This is a genomic window from Marinobacter nanhaiticus D15-8W, from assembly GCF_036511935.1.
GTDB lineage: Bacteria > Pseudomonadota > Gammaproteobacteria > Pseudomonadales > Oleiphilaceae > Marinobacter_A > Marinobacter_A nanhaiticus.
Genome location: NZ_AP028878.1, coordinates 4754977 through 4771528, shown reverse-complemented (window position 1 = coordinate 4771528; position 16552 = coordinate 4754977). Strand labels below are relative to the sequence as shown.

The 16552-nt window shown below is 58.9% G+C and carries 13 protein-coding genes and 1 other RNA gene; 8 read left to right on the top strand and 6 right to left on the bottom strand.

What is annotated here, in order from left to right:
• Nucleotides 1–213 precede the first annotated feature (213 nt).
• Nucleotides 214–1827, bottom strand: a complete 1614-nt coding sequence (locus RE428_RS21450; RefSeq protein WP_004580117.1) for a diguanylate cyclase — start codon at nt 1825–1827, stop codon at nt 214–216.
• Between the two features lie 362 nt (nt 1828–2189).
• Here RE428_RS21450 and RE428_RS21445 point away from each other — a divergent pair, with 362 nt between their 5' ends.
• Entirely contained in the window at nt 2190–4160 is a 1971-nt protein-coding gene (locus tag RE428_RS21445; protein WP_004580118.1) for a bifunctional diguanylate cyclase/phosphodiesterase, read from the top strand.
• Nucleotides 4161–4376: 216 nt separating this feature from the next.
• Entirely contained in the window at nt 4377–5348 is a 972-nt protein-coding gene (locus tag RE428_RS21440) for a DUF2333 family protein (RefSeq protein ID WP_406564732.1), read from the top strand.
• Between the two features lie 137 nt (nt 5349–5485).
• Here RE428_RS21440 and ppa read toward each other — a convergent pair whose 3' ends face one another.
• A complete protein-coding gene (ppa, locus tag RE428_RS21435; protein ID WP_004580120.1) occupies nt 5486–6016 on the bottom strand; it encodes an inorganic diphosphatase in 531 nt (176 codons plus the stop codon).
• Nucleotides 6017–6388: 372 nt separating this feature from the next.
• Here ppa and RE428_RS21430 point away from each other — a divergent pair, with 372 nt between their 5' ends.
• Together RE428_RS21430 and RE428_RS21425 are read left to right on the top strand one after the other, a co-directional pair.
• Complete coding sequence (locus RE428_RS21430; protein WP_004580121.1) at nt 6389–6712, top strand: ElaB/YgaM/YqjD family protein; 324 nt, start codon at nt 6389–6391, stop codon at nt 6710–6712.
• A 2-nt stretch (nt 6713–6714) separates the two neighbouring features.
• Nucleotides 6715–7236 (top strand): hypothetical protein, encoded by a 522-nt coding sequence (locus RE428_RS21425; RefSeq protein WP_004580122.1) that lies wholly within the window; start codon nt 6715–6717, stop codon nt 7234–7236.
• Nucleotides 7237–7355: 119 nt separating this feature from the next.
• Here RE428_RS21425 and RE428_RS21420 read toward each other — a convergent pair whose 3' ends face one another.
• The gene (locus tag RE428_RS21420; RefSeq protein ID WP_081614642.1) at nt 7356–8495 is read right to left on the bottom strand and encodes an acyl-CoA dehydrogenase family protein; all 1140 of its coding nucleotides are present in this window, start codon (nt 8493–8495) and stop codon (nt 7356–7358) included.
• A gap of 400 nt (nt 8496–8895) precedes the next feature.
• Between RE428_RS21420 and RE428_RS21415 the strand changes: the two genes are divergently transcribed.
• Both RE428_RS21415 and oadA read left to right on the top strand, forming a co-directional pair.
• Nucleotides 8896–10317 (top strand): acetyl-CoA carboxylase biotin carboxylase subunit, encoded by a 1422-nt coding sequence (locus RE428_RS21415; RefSeq protein ID WP_004580124.1) that lies wholly within the window; start codon nt 8896–8898, stop codon nt 10315–10317.
• A 13-nt stretch (nt 10318–10330) separates the two neighbouring features.
• Nucleotides 10331–12139, top strand: coding sequence for a sodium-extruding oxaloacetate decarboxylase subunit alpha (oadA, locus tag RE428_RS21410; RefSeq protein WP_004580125.1), 1809 nt, complete (start codon nt 10331–10333; stop codon nt 12137–12139).
• 358 nt (nt 12140–12497) lie between these two features.
• On the opposite strand, the gene rpiA is transcribed toward oadA, so the two are convergent.
• Entirely contained in the window at nt 12498–13169 is a 672-nt protein-coding gene (rpiA, locus tag RE428_RS21405; protein WP_004580126.1) for a ribose-5-phosphate isomerase RpiA, read from the bottom strand.
• Nucleotides 13170–13386: 217 nt separating this feature from the next.
• On the opposite strand from rpiA, the gene ilvA reads away from it, so the two are divergent.
• Together ilvA and RE428_RS21395 are read left to right on the top strand one after the other, a co-directional pair.
• On the top strand, nt 13387–14916 hold the full coding sequence (ilvA, locus tag RE428_RS21400; RefSeq protein ID WP_004580127.1) for a threonine ammonia-lyase, biosynthetic: 1530 nt from the start codon (nt 13387–13389) through the stop codon (nt 14914–14916).
• A 366-nt stretch (nt 14917–15282) separates the two neighbouring features.
• On the top strand, nt 15283–15438 hold the full coding sequence (locus RE428_RS21395; protein ID WP_004580128.1) for a hypothetical protein: 156 nt from the start codon (nt 15283–15285) through the stop codon (nt 15436–15438).
• Between the two features lie 88 nt (nt 15439–15526).
• On the opposite strand, the gene RE428_RS21390 is transcribed toward RE428_RS21395, so the two are convergent.
• Nucleotides 15527–16249: a 5-formyltetrahydrofolate cyclo-ligase gene (locus RE428_RS21390; RefSeq protein ID WP_004580129.1), complete on the bottom strand. Its 723-nt coding sequence runs from the start codon at nt 16247–16249 to the stop codon at nt 15527–15529.
• A gap of 44 nt (nt 16250–16293) precedes the next feature.
• Nucleotides 16294–16475, bottom strand: a non-coding RNA gene (ssrS, locus tag RE428_RS21385) — 6S RNA.
• Between the last annotated feature and the right edge of the window lie 77 nt (nt 16476–16552).

Sequence of the window (16552 nt, the reverse complement as noted above, 5' to 3'; positions counted from 1 at the left end):
TCCATAAGACGTTGGTTTCATAGCGGCTAGTCTAAGAGCGCCAGAAAAAGCCGGGAAACGGCGCGTAAAGGTGCTGAAAAATTTGGAAAACCGGTGAACGAAAGGCGGGGCTGGCAAGCCAATGGCCACACAAAAGAGGTGGGTGCGATTGCTCGCCCCCACCTTCTATATATAACTGTGCTGAAATCGCCGGATCGGCGCCCGGGCAACGGGTCAGCCGGCCGCCGAAACCACGTTGTTGCGACCGAGTCGCTTGGCCTCGTACAGGGCGCGGTCGGCACGCTCGCAAAGAGCCTGGGCGTTCTCGCCATTCCAGGCGGCAACGCCGCAGCTGAAAGTCACGTTGAACTCCTGGGCGCCGGCGGGCTGAAGCAGCTCGGCAAAGCGCTCACGGATCTCGTTGATCACGTTCTTGGCGTCGCTCTCGCGGGTGCCGGGCAGTATCAGGGCAAACTCCTCGCCCCCGTAGCGACCGATGTGGTCGGTCTTGCGAAGACGCTGTTTGAGGAACATGGACAGGCTGCGCAGTACCCGGTCCCCGATCGGGTGGCCGTAGGTGTCGTTGATCTTCTTGAAGTGGTCGATATCCAGCATGGCGAAGCACAGCGGCTGGTCTCTTTGCCGGGCCTTGACGATCTCCTGGTCCAGCAGGTGCAGCGTATGGGTGTGGTTGAACAGGCCCGTCAGGCTGTCACGGATCATCAAGGCCAGTAGCGACCGTGCACGACGACCCCGGTTGTGGATGGTGGCGATCAGGTGCTTCGGATCGATCGGCTTGGTCAGGAAATCGTCGCCGCCCAGACTCATGGCATGGAGCTGCTTGGAAACGTCGTCCTCGGCCGACAGGTAGATGATGGGCACGCTGTGCAGCCGGTCCTGCTGGCGAATTACCCGGGCGATCTCCATACCGGTGCAGCCGGGCATGTACATGTCCAACACGATAATCTCAGGAGAGAATTCGTCCAGCGCCCGGATGATCTGCATGGGTTCGGTGATGATATGGGCTTTCATGCCCGCACGGGTCAGTACGTTCTCCATGAACTTGGCCTGGGCACGGGAGTCGTCCAACACCAGTACGCGGTAAGGCTCCACGGTATTGCCATGGGTATAGGTTTCGATCTTCTCGATAAGCTGGCCCGGATCCACCGATGGGTAGAAGAATTCCTCGCCGCCGGAGCGCGAGGCCCGCAGTCGGGTTTCGATGCTACCGTCTTCGTCGCTCATGAAGACGATGGGGATGGGCGTGTCGTGACGCTCCTGGAGGGCTTCCACGGTGGCGATGCCGGATAGGGGCGAGCCGCCAAAATTAACGTCCATCAGGATGGTTTCCGGCTTGTGCCGGCTGCAGGCATCCATGAGGCTCTCAGCGTCTTCGAAGGCCGCGGCGCGGAAGCCGAAGAATTCCAGTTGCTTGATCAACCGGTGGGCCATTTCCATCTCGCACAGGGCGACGTAGACAGGTGTTCTCAAGTAGGTGCGCGGCGCTTCTTCCAGATCCTGATCAGTACGGCGCAGGGTGCACTGGCTGAGCTTGTCCATGGCGTTCTGCAGGTCGTCCTGCACGTCGCTGGCAAGCGGACTCTCCGGCGCCCAGCGCTTTAGGATCTCCAGCAGGCGTTCGCCGGCGGCGGCATGCTTTTCCATCTCGAAACGCTGGGCATAGCGCACCAGTTTCTCGGTGGCACTGGAGAGATCGCGGTGCAATATTTCAGCCTGGTCGGCGGATTCCCTGGCTTTCTGCCAGGTGTCGAGAACAACGCGTGCCTGGGTGGTGACCCGTCGGGCAAAATGCTGTTTCAGCTTTTCCTTCTGATTGTCTTCAGTCATTTATTCTCTGGCCTGTCACTTCCGTCCGAAATCGCGGGTGCCCGCCGGCAGTATTTCCCGGACAGTGTTATTTTTTCTTGCCTGTCGGCTTGTTGCCCCAACTGGACCTTTTTGCCCAAACTGGAAATCGAGCCCTAAAAGGCTCGCGAAGACGCTCCGTAGCTTTGTGATTGTAGAGGCATCATCAGGTTACGGAAGAGTCTATAGTGTTTTATGTTGTCGGCGTACGTCACTCTATGTAAATGTTTGTCATATCCGGACGCTGGTGCGTCGCGCAAGGGCGCTGGAAGCCTTGATGGCGGCTGACTTTCGAGGCCAGCGCGTCTTCCGTTTTACCCATCCATGCAAAGGATCGGCCAGGGATGCAGAGAAAACGTCGTGGGATCGTTTCGCTGCGGCTATTGTTGCTGCTGTTCACCGGGAGCCTGATCCTGCTCCTGCTGGTCGTCAGTCTGCTGGCGGGGATGGTGGGGTTCCGCGGCTATATCGTCGAGCAGCTCGCCGGCCATGCCAATGATGGTGCGGTGGCGGTGGGGTTGTCCCTGTCCAACGCCATCGATGGCCGCGACCCGGTCGCGTCCTCCTCGCTGATCGACGCCACGTTCGACAGCGGCCGCTACCTCTCCGTCCGCTACAACAATGTGGCCCAGGAATTCGTGATCGAACGCCAGGATGAAGCCCAGACCTATGGTGTGCCCTCATGGTTTGTCGACATGATGCATCTGCCGCTGGAGGAGTTTCGTGCCCAGGCATCGGTGATGCGTGGCTGGCAATTCCTGGGCACGGTTGAGGTCACCAGCCACCCGGGTGCGGGTTATCTCGATCTCTGGCGCATGGCCCGTCGGCTGGCCTTGGGCACGCTGGTTATCGGTGGCGGCGCCCTGTTGATGCTCTACCTGATCCTGCGGCGCACTCTCCGCCCGCTGATTGGCCTGGAGCGTCAGGCCGAAGCGATTCGCCGGCGCGATTTCCGCTTCAAGGCGCCGGACGCCGGTACGCGGGAGCTGGCGCGCGTTACCTCGGCGATGAACCAGATGGCTAACGACCTGGGCGCTCTGTTTGAAGGGCAGGCCAAGCTGATCGCCCACTTGCGGCAAATGAATAATGAAGATCGACTCACTGGCGTGGCCAGCCGTTCGGCGTTCGACCAACGACTGAGGGTAGCGGTGGAAACCCAGGAATCCCGCCGCCAGGGGGTGTTGGTCATGATGCAGTTGGCCGGGTTCGGTGAGTTCAATAACCTGCACGGTCGATCCAAGGCGGACGACATATTACAAACTGTGGCAAAGCGGCTGAAGGCGTTCGAAAGGATGCATCCCGGCTCCTTTACAGGGCGTCGTGCGGGGGCCGAGTTTGCCTTGTTTCTGCCTGGTGCGGCGATTGTCGATGCCCGTTTCTGGATGCAGTCGCTGGTGACCGAATTGGATGGCATCTACTCGGACCGGGCCGTTGGAATGGACGTGGCGGTGCATGCCGGTCTGGCTGTGGCCACTGAGCTTAGTACTGTGGAGCGCCTGTTCGAGGCCTGCGACGAGGCCCTGCGGCAAGCCCAGGTGTCGCATGAAAGTGGTTGCAAGGTGTTCGATGCCGCCCAGTCTACGCAGCACGGTGTTGAACTCTGGCGGCAACACCTGCAGACGGCGTTGGATAACGAGGCGGTCAAGTTGCTGTTCCAGCCTCTGTTTCGCACATCCGATCACCAGGTACATTATTATCAGGTGCTATCGCGCCTGGATATCGATGGTGAATGGGTGGCGGCCGGTGTCTTCGTGCCCATGGCCGAGCGTTTCCAAATGATGGCGCAGCTGGACCTATTGGTGGTTACGCGGATTTTGGCCGTACTGCAACAGCACCCGGAAGCGGAGTTTGGCATTACCCTCGGCACTTCTTCGCTTGCCGACGAGACATTCCGTAACCGGCTCAATGAAATTCTGACCGGGGGCATGGGTCTCAGGAAGCGTTTGTGGATCTGTCTCGAAGAAGATGCGGTGCACCATCACCGTAAAGAGGTCGGTCTTTGCGTGCGCATGTTGCGGCGTCTGGGGGTTCGTGTTCTGGTCGACCATTTTGGTGTCGGCGGTGTGCCATTCAGCTATCTACGCAATCTACCTTTCCAGGCCCTGCGTATGGACCCTAGCTTCATCCACAATATCGACACCCATCCAGACAATCGCTTCTATCTGGAGTCGATAGTGCCTATTGCCCACAGTCGGGGGGTCGAGGTTTTTGTGGCCGGGGTGGAAACCGCCGCGGAATGGCATGTGGTCGCCGAGGCGGGAGTCGATGGCGGGACCGGCTATCACCTGGCCCGTCCGGATGAAAACTTGCCCTGACCCCGGGCCTCGCCTCACGCGGTGCCAATTGCGGTCGTCCCGACAATCCGGCAAGGTAATGGCCGGTGGCGTGACCCTGACCGGGCAGCATGGGTCGGAGAATGGGTAATCTTGATATCACGTGAGTTTCCGATATGACACAAACTAAGGTGCGAGGCTATGTGGAATAGAACCAAACTGTTTTTCCGGGGACGGGGGGAAGATATCCGGGGCGGTATGGTCGCCAAGATCGTTATTGCCTTGCTGGTCATCTACCTGGTTGTGGTCGCGATTCTCGGTATTTACTGGAGCAGCGAACCGGATACGTTCTCGGTCAAGGAACAGTCGCGTGAGGTTGCGCGCAACCTGGATCGGGAGATGGTGCCAGGCTTTACCACCACCGCCACCCTGATCCATATGGTCGAAACGCTGTTGAACAAGCCGGGCGGGTACATCACCAACGATATAACACCCCCAGGCGTATGGATGGATAACATGCCTCGTTGGGAGTACGGCGTTCTGGTGCAGGTCAGGGATATGACGCGGGCGTTGCGCAAGGATATCAGCCGTTCCCAAAGCCAGTCAGCGGAGGATCCGGACCTGACCGTTGCCGAACCGCAAATGCATTTCGACAATAGCAGTTGGGCGCTTCCTTCGACAGAAACCGAATATCGCAGGGGCGTTGAAGCGCTCAAGCGCTACCTGGCGCGCCTATCCGATCCGCAACAGCCCAGGGCCCAGTTTTACGCCCGGGCGGACAATCTCAACAACTGGTTGGCGGACCTGGAAACCCGGCTGGGTAGTTTGTCCCGTCGCCTGAGCGAGAGTGTGGGGAAGCAGAGTGTTGCCGAAGGCTTGGCAGAACTGCCGGAGGGCGAAACCGCCGAAGGGTACAAGTCCGTGCAAACACCCTGGACACAGATTGACGATGTCTTCTACGAAGCTCGCGGCACATCGTGGGCGCTGCTGCATATCTTCCGTGCCATCGAGGTGGATTTCCGCGATGTGCTGGTTGATAAGAATGCGTTGGTCAGCGTCCGTCAGGTCATCGTCGAGTTGGAAGGCTCGCAGCAGTCCATGTGGAGTCCGGTCGTGCTGAATGGCAGCGGTTTCGGTGTGCTCGCCAATCATTCGCTGACCATGGCGTCCTATCTGGCGCGGGCGAATTCCGCCATTACGGATTTGCGGGAGCTGTTGAGCCAGGGCTGAGTTTGGCCGGCTCCGGAATACGGCTATTAAGTTGATTGGCTGCAGGTTGGGTGAACCCGACCTGCAGCCACAAAAAAGGCAGCGCCCTCAGGTCGCTGCCTTTTTGTTTCGCGCCGGCGTTTACCCGCCGAAAGTGTTTACTTTTTATAAGCCGCAACGGCAGCTTCAACAGCCTTGCGTGCAGCGGCCGCGTCGGCCCAGTGCTCGACCTTGACCCATTTGCCTTCTTCCAGATCCTTATAGTTCTCGAAGAAGTGCTGAATTTGATCACGCAGCAGTGCGGGCAGATCATGCACGTCCTGGATGTCCTTGTACTGTGCGCAGACTTTTTCGTGGGGTACGGCTACAAGCTTGGCGTCGCCGCCCGCCTCGTCTTCCATGTTCAGCACGCCAACCGGACGGCAGCGGATCACACAGCCGGGCATGATCGGGTAGGGGGTCACCACCAGCACGTCCAGCGGGTCGCCATCATCGGCCAGTGTGTTGGGGATGAAACCGTAGTTGGCCGGATAGAACATCGGTGTTGCCATGAAACGGTCAACAACAACCGCTCCCATGTCCTTGTCCACTTCGTACTTGATAGGCGACGCGGCGTTGGCCGGGATTTCAATCAGGACGTTGATGTCCTCGGGGGGATTTTTTCCGGGAGGAATGTTGTCGATGTTCATGAAGCGTCCTTCTTGGTCGTTGGATGAGGTTGTGTGGCTAGTGGGGCCGGATTATACCCGTCGTTCCGCAGCGGATGAAATATACCTTGGCCGCAAGACGGCCCCGCGAACCGTCGTATGACAGTACGGTCATGAAGCCAACACAGCGGATTCAGTGTGCTAGAGTGGAATTGTCTGTCCCCGTGCAATCAGCCGGCTTGTTGTAGGGCCCGGTTTTGCAGGATCCCCGGGGTTGGTAGTCGGACCAGACGTACGGTTTCGACAAAGGAGTTATCGGGCGCTGGATGCTGGAGTTTCCCGATTCGCCTTTCGGCCGTACTCTTCTCAGTCTGTTTTGAATGCCAGGCATGTTCCAGAGAAAGGAGGCACACCATGGAAGCGAAGAACACCCAGGACGATTACAGACACGTAAAAGAAGACCTTCAGTTGCTGCGCGAAGACCTTGCCAAGCTGAGCAAGGCAGTAGCCGATGGCCAACGGAGTAACATCAGCAGCCTGCGCGATGAAATCCGCAAAGAGAGCCGCGAGGCGCTCAAAAACGCCCGCGAGCGCGGCGACGAGGCCCTCAATCGTGCCCGTGACGCCGGTAACAAGGCGTTCCACGACGTGGAGCACAAGATCGAGGAAAGACCATTCCTCAGCGTTGTGATCATGTTCCTGATCGGTCTGGTGATCGGCAAGCTGCTTGATCGCTAGGCATGTTTTCCTCCCAGGATATTAAAGCGCTTCTGCGCAAGGCCCTGGCCGCCGCGATTGCGGCGGTACTGGGTTTCGTCCTGCTCAGCGCGCTCCTGATCGGCGGCTTCGTGATGTTGCTGGAAGCCGCTACGCTCGCCCTCGCCCCCTGGGTTGGGGACGCTGGAGCTTACGGTATAACCGGCGGCTTCTGTCTTCTGCTGCTGGGAATATTCTTCTTCCGTATGTTTCACGGTCCGGCGAGTAAGTCCAAATCGTCGTCCGAAGGGGATAAAGAGGAAGGTCCCTCACCGCTCAACGCCTTTAGCAAATTAATCACCAAGCATCCGTGGGAAGCGGTGTTGGTTGCCTTTGCCCTGGGTATCACCGAGCAAAGTGACCCGAGAATGCGTCAAATGTTGATCCAGAGCGGATTGGCCTTTCTGAAGGTTGGCAACGCGATGGATGACGGCGAGTCCGATGGGGAGTCGGGCATGTCACAGGCTTCGAACGACGAATCCGCTGACGCGGCCCCGCCTTCCTAGAAGGAGGCCCAGCTTGGCTCGGCGAAACCCGTTCCGGCAGGATTCAGCCCATGGAGCAGGGAAGTCGAAGATCGATGCCAGCCTCGGAGCAGCAGTCCACAAGCACCTACAGTGGGCCGTTACAGGCCCATCTGCTTGCCGATCATTTCCTTCATGATTTCCGTCGTCCCGCCGCCAATAGAGAGCAGTTTGCCGTCCCGGTGCAGCCGTTCGACCGTCGCTTCGCGCATGTAACCCATGCCGCCGTGCAGCTGGATGGCCTCACGGGTGACCTTTTCGCAGACCTCCGCGGCGAAGTTCTTGGCCATCGCCACCTGTTTGACCGGATTCTTGCCCGCCTGCATAAGCGCCGCACAGCGATAGGTGTATTCCCGCGCAATATCCACCTGGGTGGCCATATCCACCAGTTTGTGGCGGGTAACCTGGAAGCCGGACAGGGAGCGACCGAAGGCCTCACGGCTACGGCAGTAGGTGATCGCGGCCTCGAGTGCGATTTCCGCGGTCATGTAGCCCATAATCGCCAGCATCAGGCGCTCGGCCAGGAAGTTGGTCATGATGGCAACGAAGCCGGCGTTTTCGGCGCCAATGAGCCGATCTGCCGGGACCCGGCAGTCCTCGAAGAAAAGCTCGGCGGTGTCGCTGGCCCACCAGCCCATTTTTTTCAACTTTCGCCCGCGGACGAAACCGGGCGTATCGCGGTCGACCAGCAGCAGGCTGATGCCGTTGTGTCCGGCCTCGCCGGTACGCACAGCCACTGTGTAGTGATCGGCCCGGTGCCCGCTGGTAATAAAGGTCTTGCTGCCATTGACGACGAAATGGTCGCCATCGCGAACGGCATGGGTTTTCAGGTTGGCGACGTCGGAGCCACCGCCCGGTTCGGAGATGGCCAAGGCCATGACTTTCTCGCCCTGCAAGACAGGCGGCACGATCTGCTCGCGAATTTCCGGCCTGGCCCAGCGCACAACCGGGGGAAGAGCGATGTCCAGCGACCCGATGCCGGCGACGAAACCGCCGGACGTGGAGCGCATCAGTTCTTCGCTGATCACGACCTTCAGGAAGATATCTCCTTCGCTGTGGCCGCCCAGCGACTCAGGGTACCCGGCGCCGAGCAGTCCCGCCTTCCCGGCAAGCGGGTAGATCTCCCGGGGGAACTCGCCCGCTTCCTCCCATTCTTCAATATGGGGCAGTACGTGGGTGCTGATGAACTTGCCGGCCGTCTGGCGGACTTGGGCATGGGTTTCGGTGAAGTAGTCGGTCAGCATATAGCCCCTGTTCCTTTGCGGAATTATTGTTGAGGGATCTGAGTGTGGCCGAACAATTATCACCAAGCAAGCGCTTGGTTCGTGACCTGATTTGGATCAAGTCGTTTCTGGCCGGGGTCAGGGGCGATGTATAGAGTGTTTGCGCTGCTCTGCGCCTCGAAAAGGCTGGCCCTTTCGTAAAGAAACGGACCACTGGATGCGTTAGAGTAGTAAAGATCCCCGGCCGTCGATGGCTCTGGAAGTAGAGAAAGCCGCTGCAGGGCTTGCTGCTTTCTTCGACGCCGGGGCGGGCATCCTGCCCAAGGGCTCTGCATGCTGTTTCCGGCAGCTGCCGGAGAGGGTATGTGGTCTGGCCCCAATAAAACAACTTCCTGACGGATGACAGGGAGCACCACAGATGACGATAAAGAAAGTGCTCATCGCCAATCGCGGTGAGATTGCGGTCCGGATAGCACGCGCCTGCCAGGAACTGGGCGTCAAGGCCGTGGCGATCTATTCCGAAGCCGACCGTTATTCCCTTCATGTAAAGAAAGCGGATGAAGCGCACTGTATCAGTGAGGATCCGCTGACGGGTTATCTCAACCCCCATCACATCGTAAACCTCGCGGTGGAAACAGGCTGCGATGCACTGCATCCAGGCTATGGTTTCCTGTCCGAGAACGCCACGCTGGCCGCGGTCTGCAAGGAGCGGGGCATTCGCTTCATCGGTCCTTCTGCGGAGGTGATCGAGTCTATGGGTGACAAGACCCATGCGCGCCAGACGGCGGTCAACGCGGGCGTGCCTGTCACACCGGGCTCGGAAGGCAACCTTGAAGACGTCGAGGATGCGGTCAAGCAGGCCGAATCCATCGGCTACCCGGTGATGCTCAAGGCCACCTCCGGTGGCGGCGGGCGTGGCATCCGGCGCTGCGATGACGAGGAGAGCCTGCGGCAGAACTACAAGCGGGTGATTTCCGAGGCCAGCAAGGCATTCGGCAGTGCCGACGTCTTCCTGGAGAAGTGCATCGTCAATCCGCGTCATATCGAGGTGCAGGTGCTGGCGGACAGCTTCGGCAACGCCATCCACCTGTACGAGCGGGACTGCTCGATCCAGCGTCGCAACCAGAAGTTGATCGAGCTGGCGCCGTCTCCCCAGCTGAGCGATGAGCAACGGGAGTACATCGGCGACCTGGCGGTCCGGGTGGCGAAGGAGACCGGTTACGAGAATGCCGGCACCGTTGAGTTCCTGCTTGACGATAAGGACGATTTCTACTTCATGGAGATGAACACCCGGGTCCAGGTGGAGCACACCATCTCCGAGCAGATTACCGGCGTCGACATCGTCAAGGAACAGATCCGTATCGCTGGTGGCGCGAAACTGCGTTTCGCCCAGGAAGATATCAGCTATCGGGGCTATGCCGCGCAGTTCCGTATCAACGCTGAGGATCCCAAGAACAACTTCCTGCCGAGCTTCGGCCAGATCACCCGGTATTACTCGCCGGGCGGGCCTGGTGTGCGGACGGACGCCGCGATCTACACCGGCTACGAAATCCCGCCGTACTACGATTCCATGTGCGCCAAGCTGATCGTCTCGGCCATGGATTGGGATGAGTTGCTCGAGCGTTCCCAGCGTGCCCTCAAGGACATGGGGATCTATGGCATCAAGACCACTATCCCCTACTATCTCGAAATCCTCAGCCATCCGGAATTCAGGGCTGCTTCGTTCAATACCGGGTTCGTCGAAGGCCACCCGGAGTTGATCAACTACAGCATCAAGAAGCGTCCGGAATCGTTTGCCGCTGCCATAGCCGCCGCGATTGCCGCCCAGGCCGGAATCTGATGGGAGTCACTGTATGACCAAACGTAAAATCGAAATCACTGATGTCATTCTCCGGGACGCCCACCAGTCCCTGATTGCTACCCGCATGCGTACCGAGGACATGCTGCCGGCCTGTGACAAGCTGGACAAAGCCGGTTACTGGTCCCTGGAATGCTGGGGTGGCGCCACTTTCGATGCTTGTGTGCGCTTCCTCAAGGAAGATCCGTGGGAGCGTCTGCGTCAACTGCGCAAGGCGCTGCCGAACACCCGTCTTCAGATGCTGCTGCGCGGCCAGAACCTGCTCGGCTATCGCCACTATGCCGATGATGTGGTGGAAGCTTTCTGTCAGAAAGCGGCGGACAACGGTATCGACGTGTTCCGTATCTTCGATGCGCTGAACGACGTACGTAACCTGGAGACCAGCATCAAGGCGGTGAAGAAGGCAGGCAAGCACGCCCAGGGCACCCTGTGCTATACCGTTAGCCCGGTTCATGGGACCGATATGTTCCTGAAGCAGGCGAAAGAAATGGCCGATATGGGGGTCGATAGCATCGCCATCAAGGATATGGCTGGCCTGCTGACGCCGACCGCGACCCATGACCTGGTCAGCGCCCTGAAGAAAGAGCTGTCGCTGCCGGTATTCCTGCACTCACACTACACCTCCGGCATGGCCACTATGTGTCAGTGGGCGGCGCTCGATGCGGGTGTCGACCATATCGATACGGCCCTGTCCGCCTTTGCCGGCGGTACCAGTCATCCACCCACCGAATCTGTCGTTGCAGCGTTACGTGACGAAGGCTACCAGGTGGACCTGGATCTGGAATTGCTGGACGATTTGACCAACCACTTCCGCGAAGTGCGCAAGAAGTATCACCAGTTCGAGAGTGAGTACAACGGTGTCGATACCGCGGTTCTGCTCTCCCAGGTACCGGGTGGCATGATGTCCAACCTGGCCAACCAGCTCAAGGAGCAGGGCGCCCTGGACAAGATCCGCGATGTCTTCGCCGAGATCCCGCGGGTCCGTGAAGACCTGGGCTACCCGCCGCTGGTCACGCCGACCTCGCAGATCGTGGGCACCCAGGCGGTGATCAACGTACTTTCCGGCAAGCGCTACGAAAACATCACCAACGAGGTGAAGAAGTATCTGCAAGGCTGGTATGGCGCCGCGCCGGGCGAGGTCAACACGGATCTGCAGAAACGCGCGGTCGGCAACGAGGAGCTCATCGACGAGCGCCCGGCCAACCTGCTCAAGCGCGAATTCCACACGCTCAAGGACCAGATTGGCGACCTCGCCGAATCCGAAGAGGACGTACTGACCTTCGCCATGTTCCCGGACCAGGCACGTCAGTTCCTGGAGCAGCGGAAGGAAGGTACGCTCAAACCCGAGCCTCTGGAGCCGAAGCCGACCGCCGGCAGCACCGGTGCGATCTCAACCGAGTTCAAGGTGACGGTCCACGGCGAAACGTTCGATATCCATGTTACCGGCGTCAGCCCGAAGGGCGAAGACGAGCGCCGCTTCTACATGACCGTCGACGGCGTTCCCGAAGAGATCAGTATGGAGTCGACCGGCGACTATGACCGCGACGGCGGTGGTGGTAGTTCCAAGCGCGGTAAAGCCTCCAAGGAAGGCCACGTCACCACCAGTATGCCGGGCAACATCGTCGATGTGCTCGTCAATGAGGGCGATTCGGTCGAAGCCGGCAAGCCGGTCCTGATCATCGAAGCGATGAAGATGGAAACCGAGGTAAAAGCCCCGATTTCCGGCAAGGTGATTGAGGTTTGCATCAACAAGGGCGACCGCGTCACCCCCTCCGAGGTGCTGATGGAAATCGAGCCGGCCTGATTGGTTCGCTCACGAAAAAGCCCGGTCGTTGACCGGGCTTTTTTGTTATTGCTGCTTGGGCCTGAACACGTTTCCGTCTTGCAGGAGCATGTAGCGGATGCTTCAGCTTCCGAGCAGGCCGCAAGGCCTGCCGATAGACCCATGGGGTCCTGGCGGACCCTCCGAAGGTAAAGCGTCGGCTACACGCTCACGATAGCTTGGTTCAAGAAGCCATCGATTTCAGGCCGGCAGGAGCATGTAGCGGATGCTTCAGCTTCCGAGCAGGCCGGAGGCCTGCCGATAGACCCATGGGGTCCTGGCGGACCCTCCGAAGCTAAAGCGTCGGCTACATGCCCACGATAGTCCGATTCGAGTCGGCTTACCGCTTCAGGGCCTCAACCCCATTTGCCGTTCCCAGCAGCAAAATATCTGCCGGCCGCTGCGCAAACAGGCCATTGGTGACGACGCCGACAATCTGGTTCAGCTTGGATTCCAGGTCGATCGGGTTGTCGATGGATAGGTTATGCACATCGATGATGATGTTGCCGTTGTCCGTTTTCACGCCTTCGCGGTAAACCGGGTCGCCGCCCAGTTTGACGATCTCGCGACCCACATGGCTGCGTGCCATGGGTATGACTTCCACCGGTAGCGGGAAGGCGCCCAGGACACCGACTTTCTTGGACTCATCGGCAATGCAGATGAAAGTCTTGGCTACCGCGGCAACGATTTTTTCCCGGGTCAGCGCGGCGCCGCCGCCCTTGATCAGTTCCAGATGCTCGTTGGTCTCGTCGGCGCCGTCGATGTAGAACTCAAGGTTGGACACCGCGTTGAGGTCATAGACCGGGATGCCATGCTGCTTCAGACGTTCGGCGGTGGCTTCGGAGCTGGCCACGGCGCCGTCGAACTCGGTCTTCATGCTGGCCAGCAGGTCGATGAAGAAATTGGCGGTGCTGCCGGTGCCGACGCCGATCACGCTGTCCGTGTCCAGTTGCGGGCGAATGGTATCGATAGCGGCCTGGGCAACGGCCTGTTTGAGTTCGTCCTGGGTCATAGCGTCCTCGGGGATATCTGCGTGCGTGTGAAAAGACGGGTTGCCAGTATACCGGGCCGAAGCCGCGCCATACAGAAGAAGCACGGATCGAGCCTGGTAAACGGAATGAGTGGACGCAGAGCCCGCAAACTACTTAGACTTGAGGGTTTTCGCACGCCGAAACCTGCAGCACGATAACTCAAATTCGGAATTTTCAAACCCAGAAGGGAAACGCTCCATGCCACAGCGCTACATCAAGAAAATACTCGATGCCCGAGTCTACGATGTGGCGATCGAATCGCCGCTGACTCATGCCCGTAACCTGTCCAAGCGGTTCAATAACCACATTATTCTCAAGCGGGAGGACCTGCAGCCGGTTTTCTCGTTCAAGTGCCGTGGTGCTTACAACGCGATTTCCCATCTGACCGAAGAGCAGAAGAACAAGGGCGTGATCTGCGCCTCGGCCGGCAATCACGCCCAGGGTGTGGCGCTGGCGGCCCAGGAACTGGGCATCAAGGCGGTGATCGTCATGCCCCAGACTACGCCCGAGATCAAGGTCAAGTCAGTGCGCGACCGGGGCGCCAGGGTCGTGCTCAAGGGCGATGCCTTCGATGAAGCCGCGACACATGCCAAGGAGCTGATGGAAAAACAGGGGCTGACCTACATTCCCCCCTATGACCATCCCGATGTCATCGCCGGGCAGGGCACTGTGGCGATGGAGTTGCTTTGGCAATTCACAAAGCCACTGCATGCAGTCTTTATACCGGTCGGCGGCGGTGGCCTGATTGCCGGCATGGCGGCCTACATCAAGTATCTGCGCCCGGAAACCCGTGTCATCGGTGTCGAGCCGGAAGATTCCAATTGCCTGCAGGCGGCGCTGGAAGCCGGCGAGCGCGTCGTGCTCGACGAGGTCGGCATCTTCGCCGACGGTGTGGCGGTAAAACAGATCGGCGAAAACACCTGGGACGTCTGCAAGGAATGTGTGGACGAAGTCGTAACGGTCAGCACCGATGAAATCTGTGCCGCGATCAAGGATGTTTTCGACGATACCCGTTCCATCTGCGAGCCCGCGGGTGCGCTGGCGGTGGCGGGCATAAAGAAGTATATCCAGCGGGAGGAAGTGGTCGGCCAGAACCTGGCGGGCATTCTCAGCGGCGCCAATATGAACTTCGATCGCCTACGCTATATTTCCGAGCGCACCGAAATCGGCGAGCAGCGTGAAGCGATCCTGGCGGTGACGATTCCCGAACGCCCGGGCAGTTTCAAGTCATTCATCAACGCGCTGCACAAGCGCAACATCACCGAGTTCAACTACCGCTTCTCCGATGGTGACGAGGCCCGGATCTTCGTAGGCATCCAGATCCAGTCCGGCGGGCTGGGCCGGGATGAACTGGTGCAGGACCTGCGCGATGGTGGCTACCCGGTGATCGACCTGACCGACAGCGACATCGCCAAGCAGCATATCCGCCATATGGTGGGTGGCCATGCGCCGAGCATCCATAACGAGAAGGTCTTCCAGTTCGAGTTTCCGGAGCGCCCGGGCGCGTTGCTGAAGTTCCTTATGTCACTCGGTACCCGCTGGAACATTTCCATGTTCCATTACCGCAACCATGGTGCTGCTTATAGCCGGGTACTTATGGGTGCGCAGGTCGAAGAGCACGAGATCGGCGCCTTCACCCAGATGCTCGACAAGGTGGGCTTCCGTTACGAAGACATGACGGATAACGAGGCTTATCGCCTGTTCCTGGGTAATGGCAACGGTAAGTAGTCGCGCCCCTATCATCGAACGTAATCGTAAGTAATCACTTCCACCTCCGCCCTCGCAAACAGCGAGCGGAGGCGATTTGCTATACGGAAAAGCACAAGCTGAAACCTTCGTTTTCCCCCCGTAGCAAAAATGAACCCCCTGTAATCGACTTAAAATTGTATTACGGGGGTTAGCTGTTATTATTTACGTCAATTCTGTGAATAAAAAATAACCATCTGATTGTGAGCGGAATTTGTGACTTGTATTCATGACGTACCTGTCACGTGAGCGCGTCACATGAAAGAGGGTCAATCGCGCCAGTAGTTTGCGTAAGCACAGAAAACAATAGGCGACATCGAAGTCGCCCGCATTGGGGGATGCAATAAAATGGAACGAAAGCCTGACGTCATACGGGCGCTCGTTTTTCTTTTTGCTATGGGTCTTGCGGTGACCGGATTTACCTCGCTCCAGGCATCCGAACCGCGGTCCAAAGCCACAGCAGAGGTCATCGACTCGCCGTTGATGCCCATGCTGGAAGAATAATCGACGTGTAGAAAACAGAACGGGCTGTATCGCAAGATCCAGCCCGTTTTTTGTTGGTATCCGTCGCCCGTTTACTTGTCGATAGCATCTAGCGCATCCAGCCGGACGTACGCTGCCGACCGTGGCGCCGGTTTGCCAAACGGTAGCGACCAAAAAATACGGCTCTCGGCTGTGTCCGCTCTATAACACCTCTGGGTTTGCAGGCGAGATGTCGGGCGGGGGTGATCACCGCATCCATGGGTACGTCCCAACTCGCCATTGGCAGGCTTTCAACCTGCTGGACCTCATGGGCCAGCCCGATCAGTGCCGGTGGTCGTTGCGGCGCCAGGCGTTTGAACGCAAACGTCCGGTCGTAGAATCCACCGCCCATCCCAAGACGCCCGCCCTGGCGATCGAATCCAACCAACGGCATCAGTACTGCATCCAGGGCCCAAGGCGGCCGTTTCGGGCCATTGCGGTCAGCGGGTTCAGAGATACCAAATCGGTTGGGGCGTAGTTTGGTGTCCACGTCGAAGCGGTAGAACCAGAGCTGATTGCCAAGGATGGGGTGCAACACCGGCAGATAGACGTGTAAGTCCCTCCGGCGGGCTTCCGCGATAAACGCACGAGGGTCGATTTCACCATCGTTTGGCAGGTACAGGCCAACGTGTCGCGCCCGGGAATGGCCGAAATGGAGGATAAGCTGGCGGGTCAGGGCTCGTGCGGCAATGCGCTGCTCTGACGGCGACAGGGCTCTGCGGCGGCGTCTCAGTTCACGTCTGAGGGACTTACGGTCGGCTCTGGCCGGAAGCGGCGGCGCGATGGACTTCACGTTCGGTCGGGTCCGCTGGCTGTCTGGAATTGGAAAGGTAAGGAAAGCTTCCCGGGATGCCGTTATCGGATGTGGCCCTTGAACCCAACAGTTCAAGGTGGTGGCCGCTGTGACATATTAGGCTTTCCCCTCAGTGGGGGACATGCTCACAATGCCCTGAAGTAGCCACCTAGGTATTGCGCATCGGCTCGAGGACGTATCCGACCAGCGAACAACCCAGGAAGTAGGAGCATTATACGGGCTTAACCGGGGCTGGATGCAAACCCCTTTTCGGGAATCCACGAGATTGTTTTTTTCAATGAG

Coding starts and splice junctions, on each gene's coding strand:
- ppa (WP_004580120.1), bottom strand. CDS start 6,016: ATGAACATCGACAACATTCCTCCCGGAAAAAATCCCCCCGAGGACATC.
- RE428_RS21445 (WP_004580118.1), top strand. CDS start 2,190: ATGCAGAGAAAACGTCGTGGGATCGTTTCGCTGCGGCTATTGTTGCTG.
- RE428_RS21440 (WP_406564732.1), top strand. CDS start 4,377: ATGGTCGCCAAGATCGTTATTGCCTTGCTGGTCATCTACCTGGTTGTG.
- oadA (WP_004580125.1), top strand. CDS start 10,331: ATGACCAAACGTAAAATCGAAATCACTGATGTCATTCTCCGGGACGCC.
- rpiA (WP_004580126.1), bottom strand. CDS start 13,169: ATGACCCAGGACGAACTCAAACAGGCCGTTGCCCAGGCCGCTATCGAT.
- RE428_RS21425 (WP_004580122.1), top strand. CDS start 6,715: ATGTTTTCCTCCCAGGATATTAAAGCGCTTCTGCGCAAGGCCCTGGCC.
- RE428_RS21450 (WP_004580117.1), bottom strand. CDS start 1,827: ATGACTGAAGACAATCAGAAGGAAAAGCTGAAACAGCATTTTGCCCGA.
- RE428_RS21430 (WP_004580121.1), top strand. CDS start 6,389: ATGGAAGCGAAGAACACCCAGGACGATTACAGACACGTAAAAGAAGAC.
- RE428_RS21415 (WP_004580124.1), top strand. CDS start 8,896: ATGACGATAAAGAAAGTGCTCATCGCCAATCGCGGTGAGATTGCGGTC.
- ilvA (WP_004580127.1), top strand. CDS start 13,387: ATGCCACAGCGCTACATCAAGAAAATACTCGATGCCCGAGTCTACGAT.
- RE428_RS21395 (WP_004580128.1), top strand. CDS start 15,283: ATGGAACGAAAGCCTGACGTCATACGGGCGCTCGTTTTTCTTTTTGCT.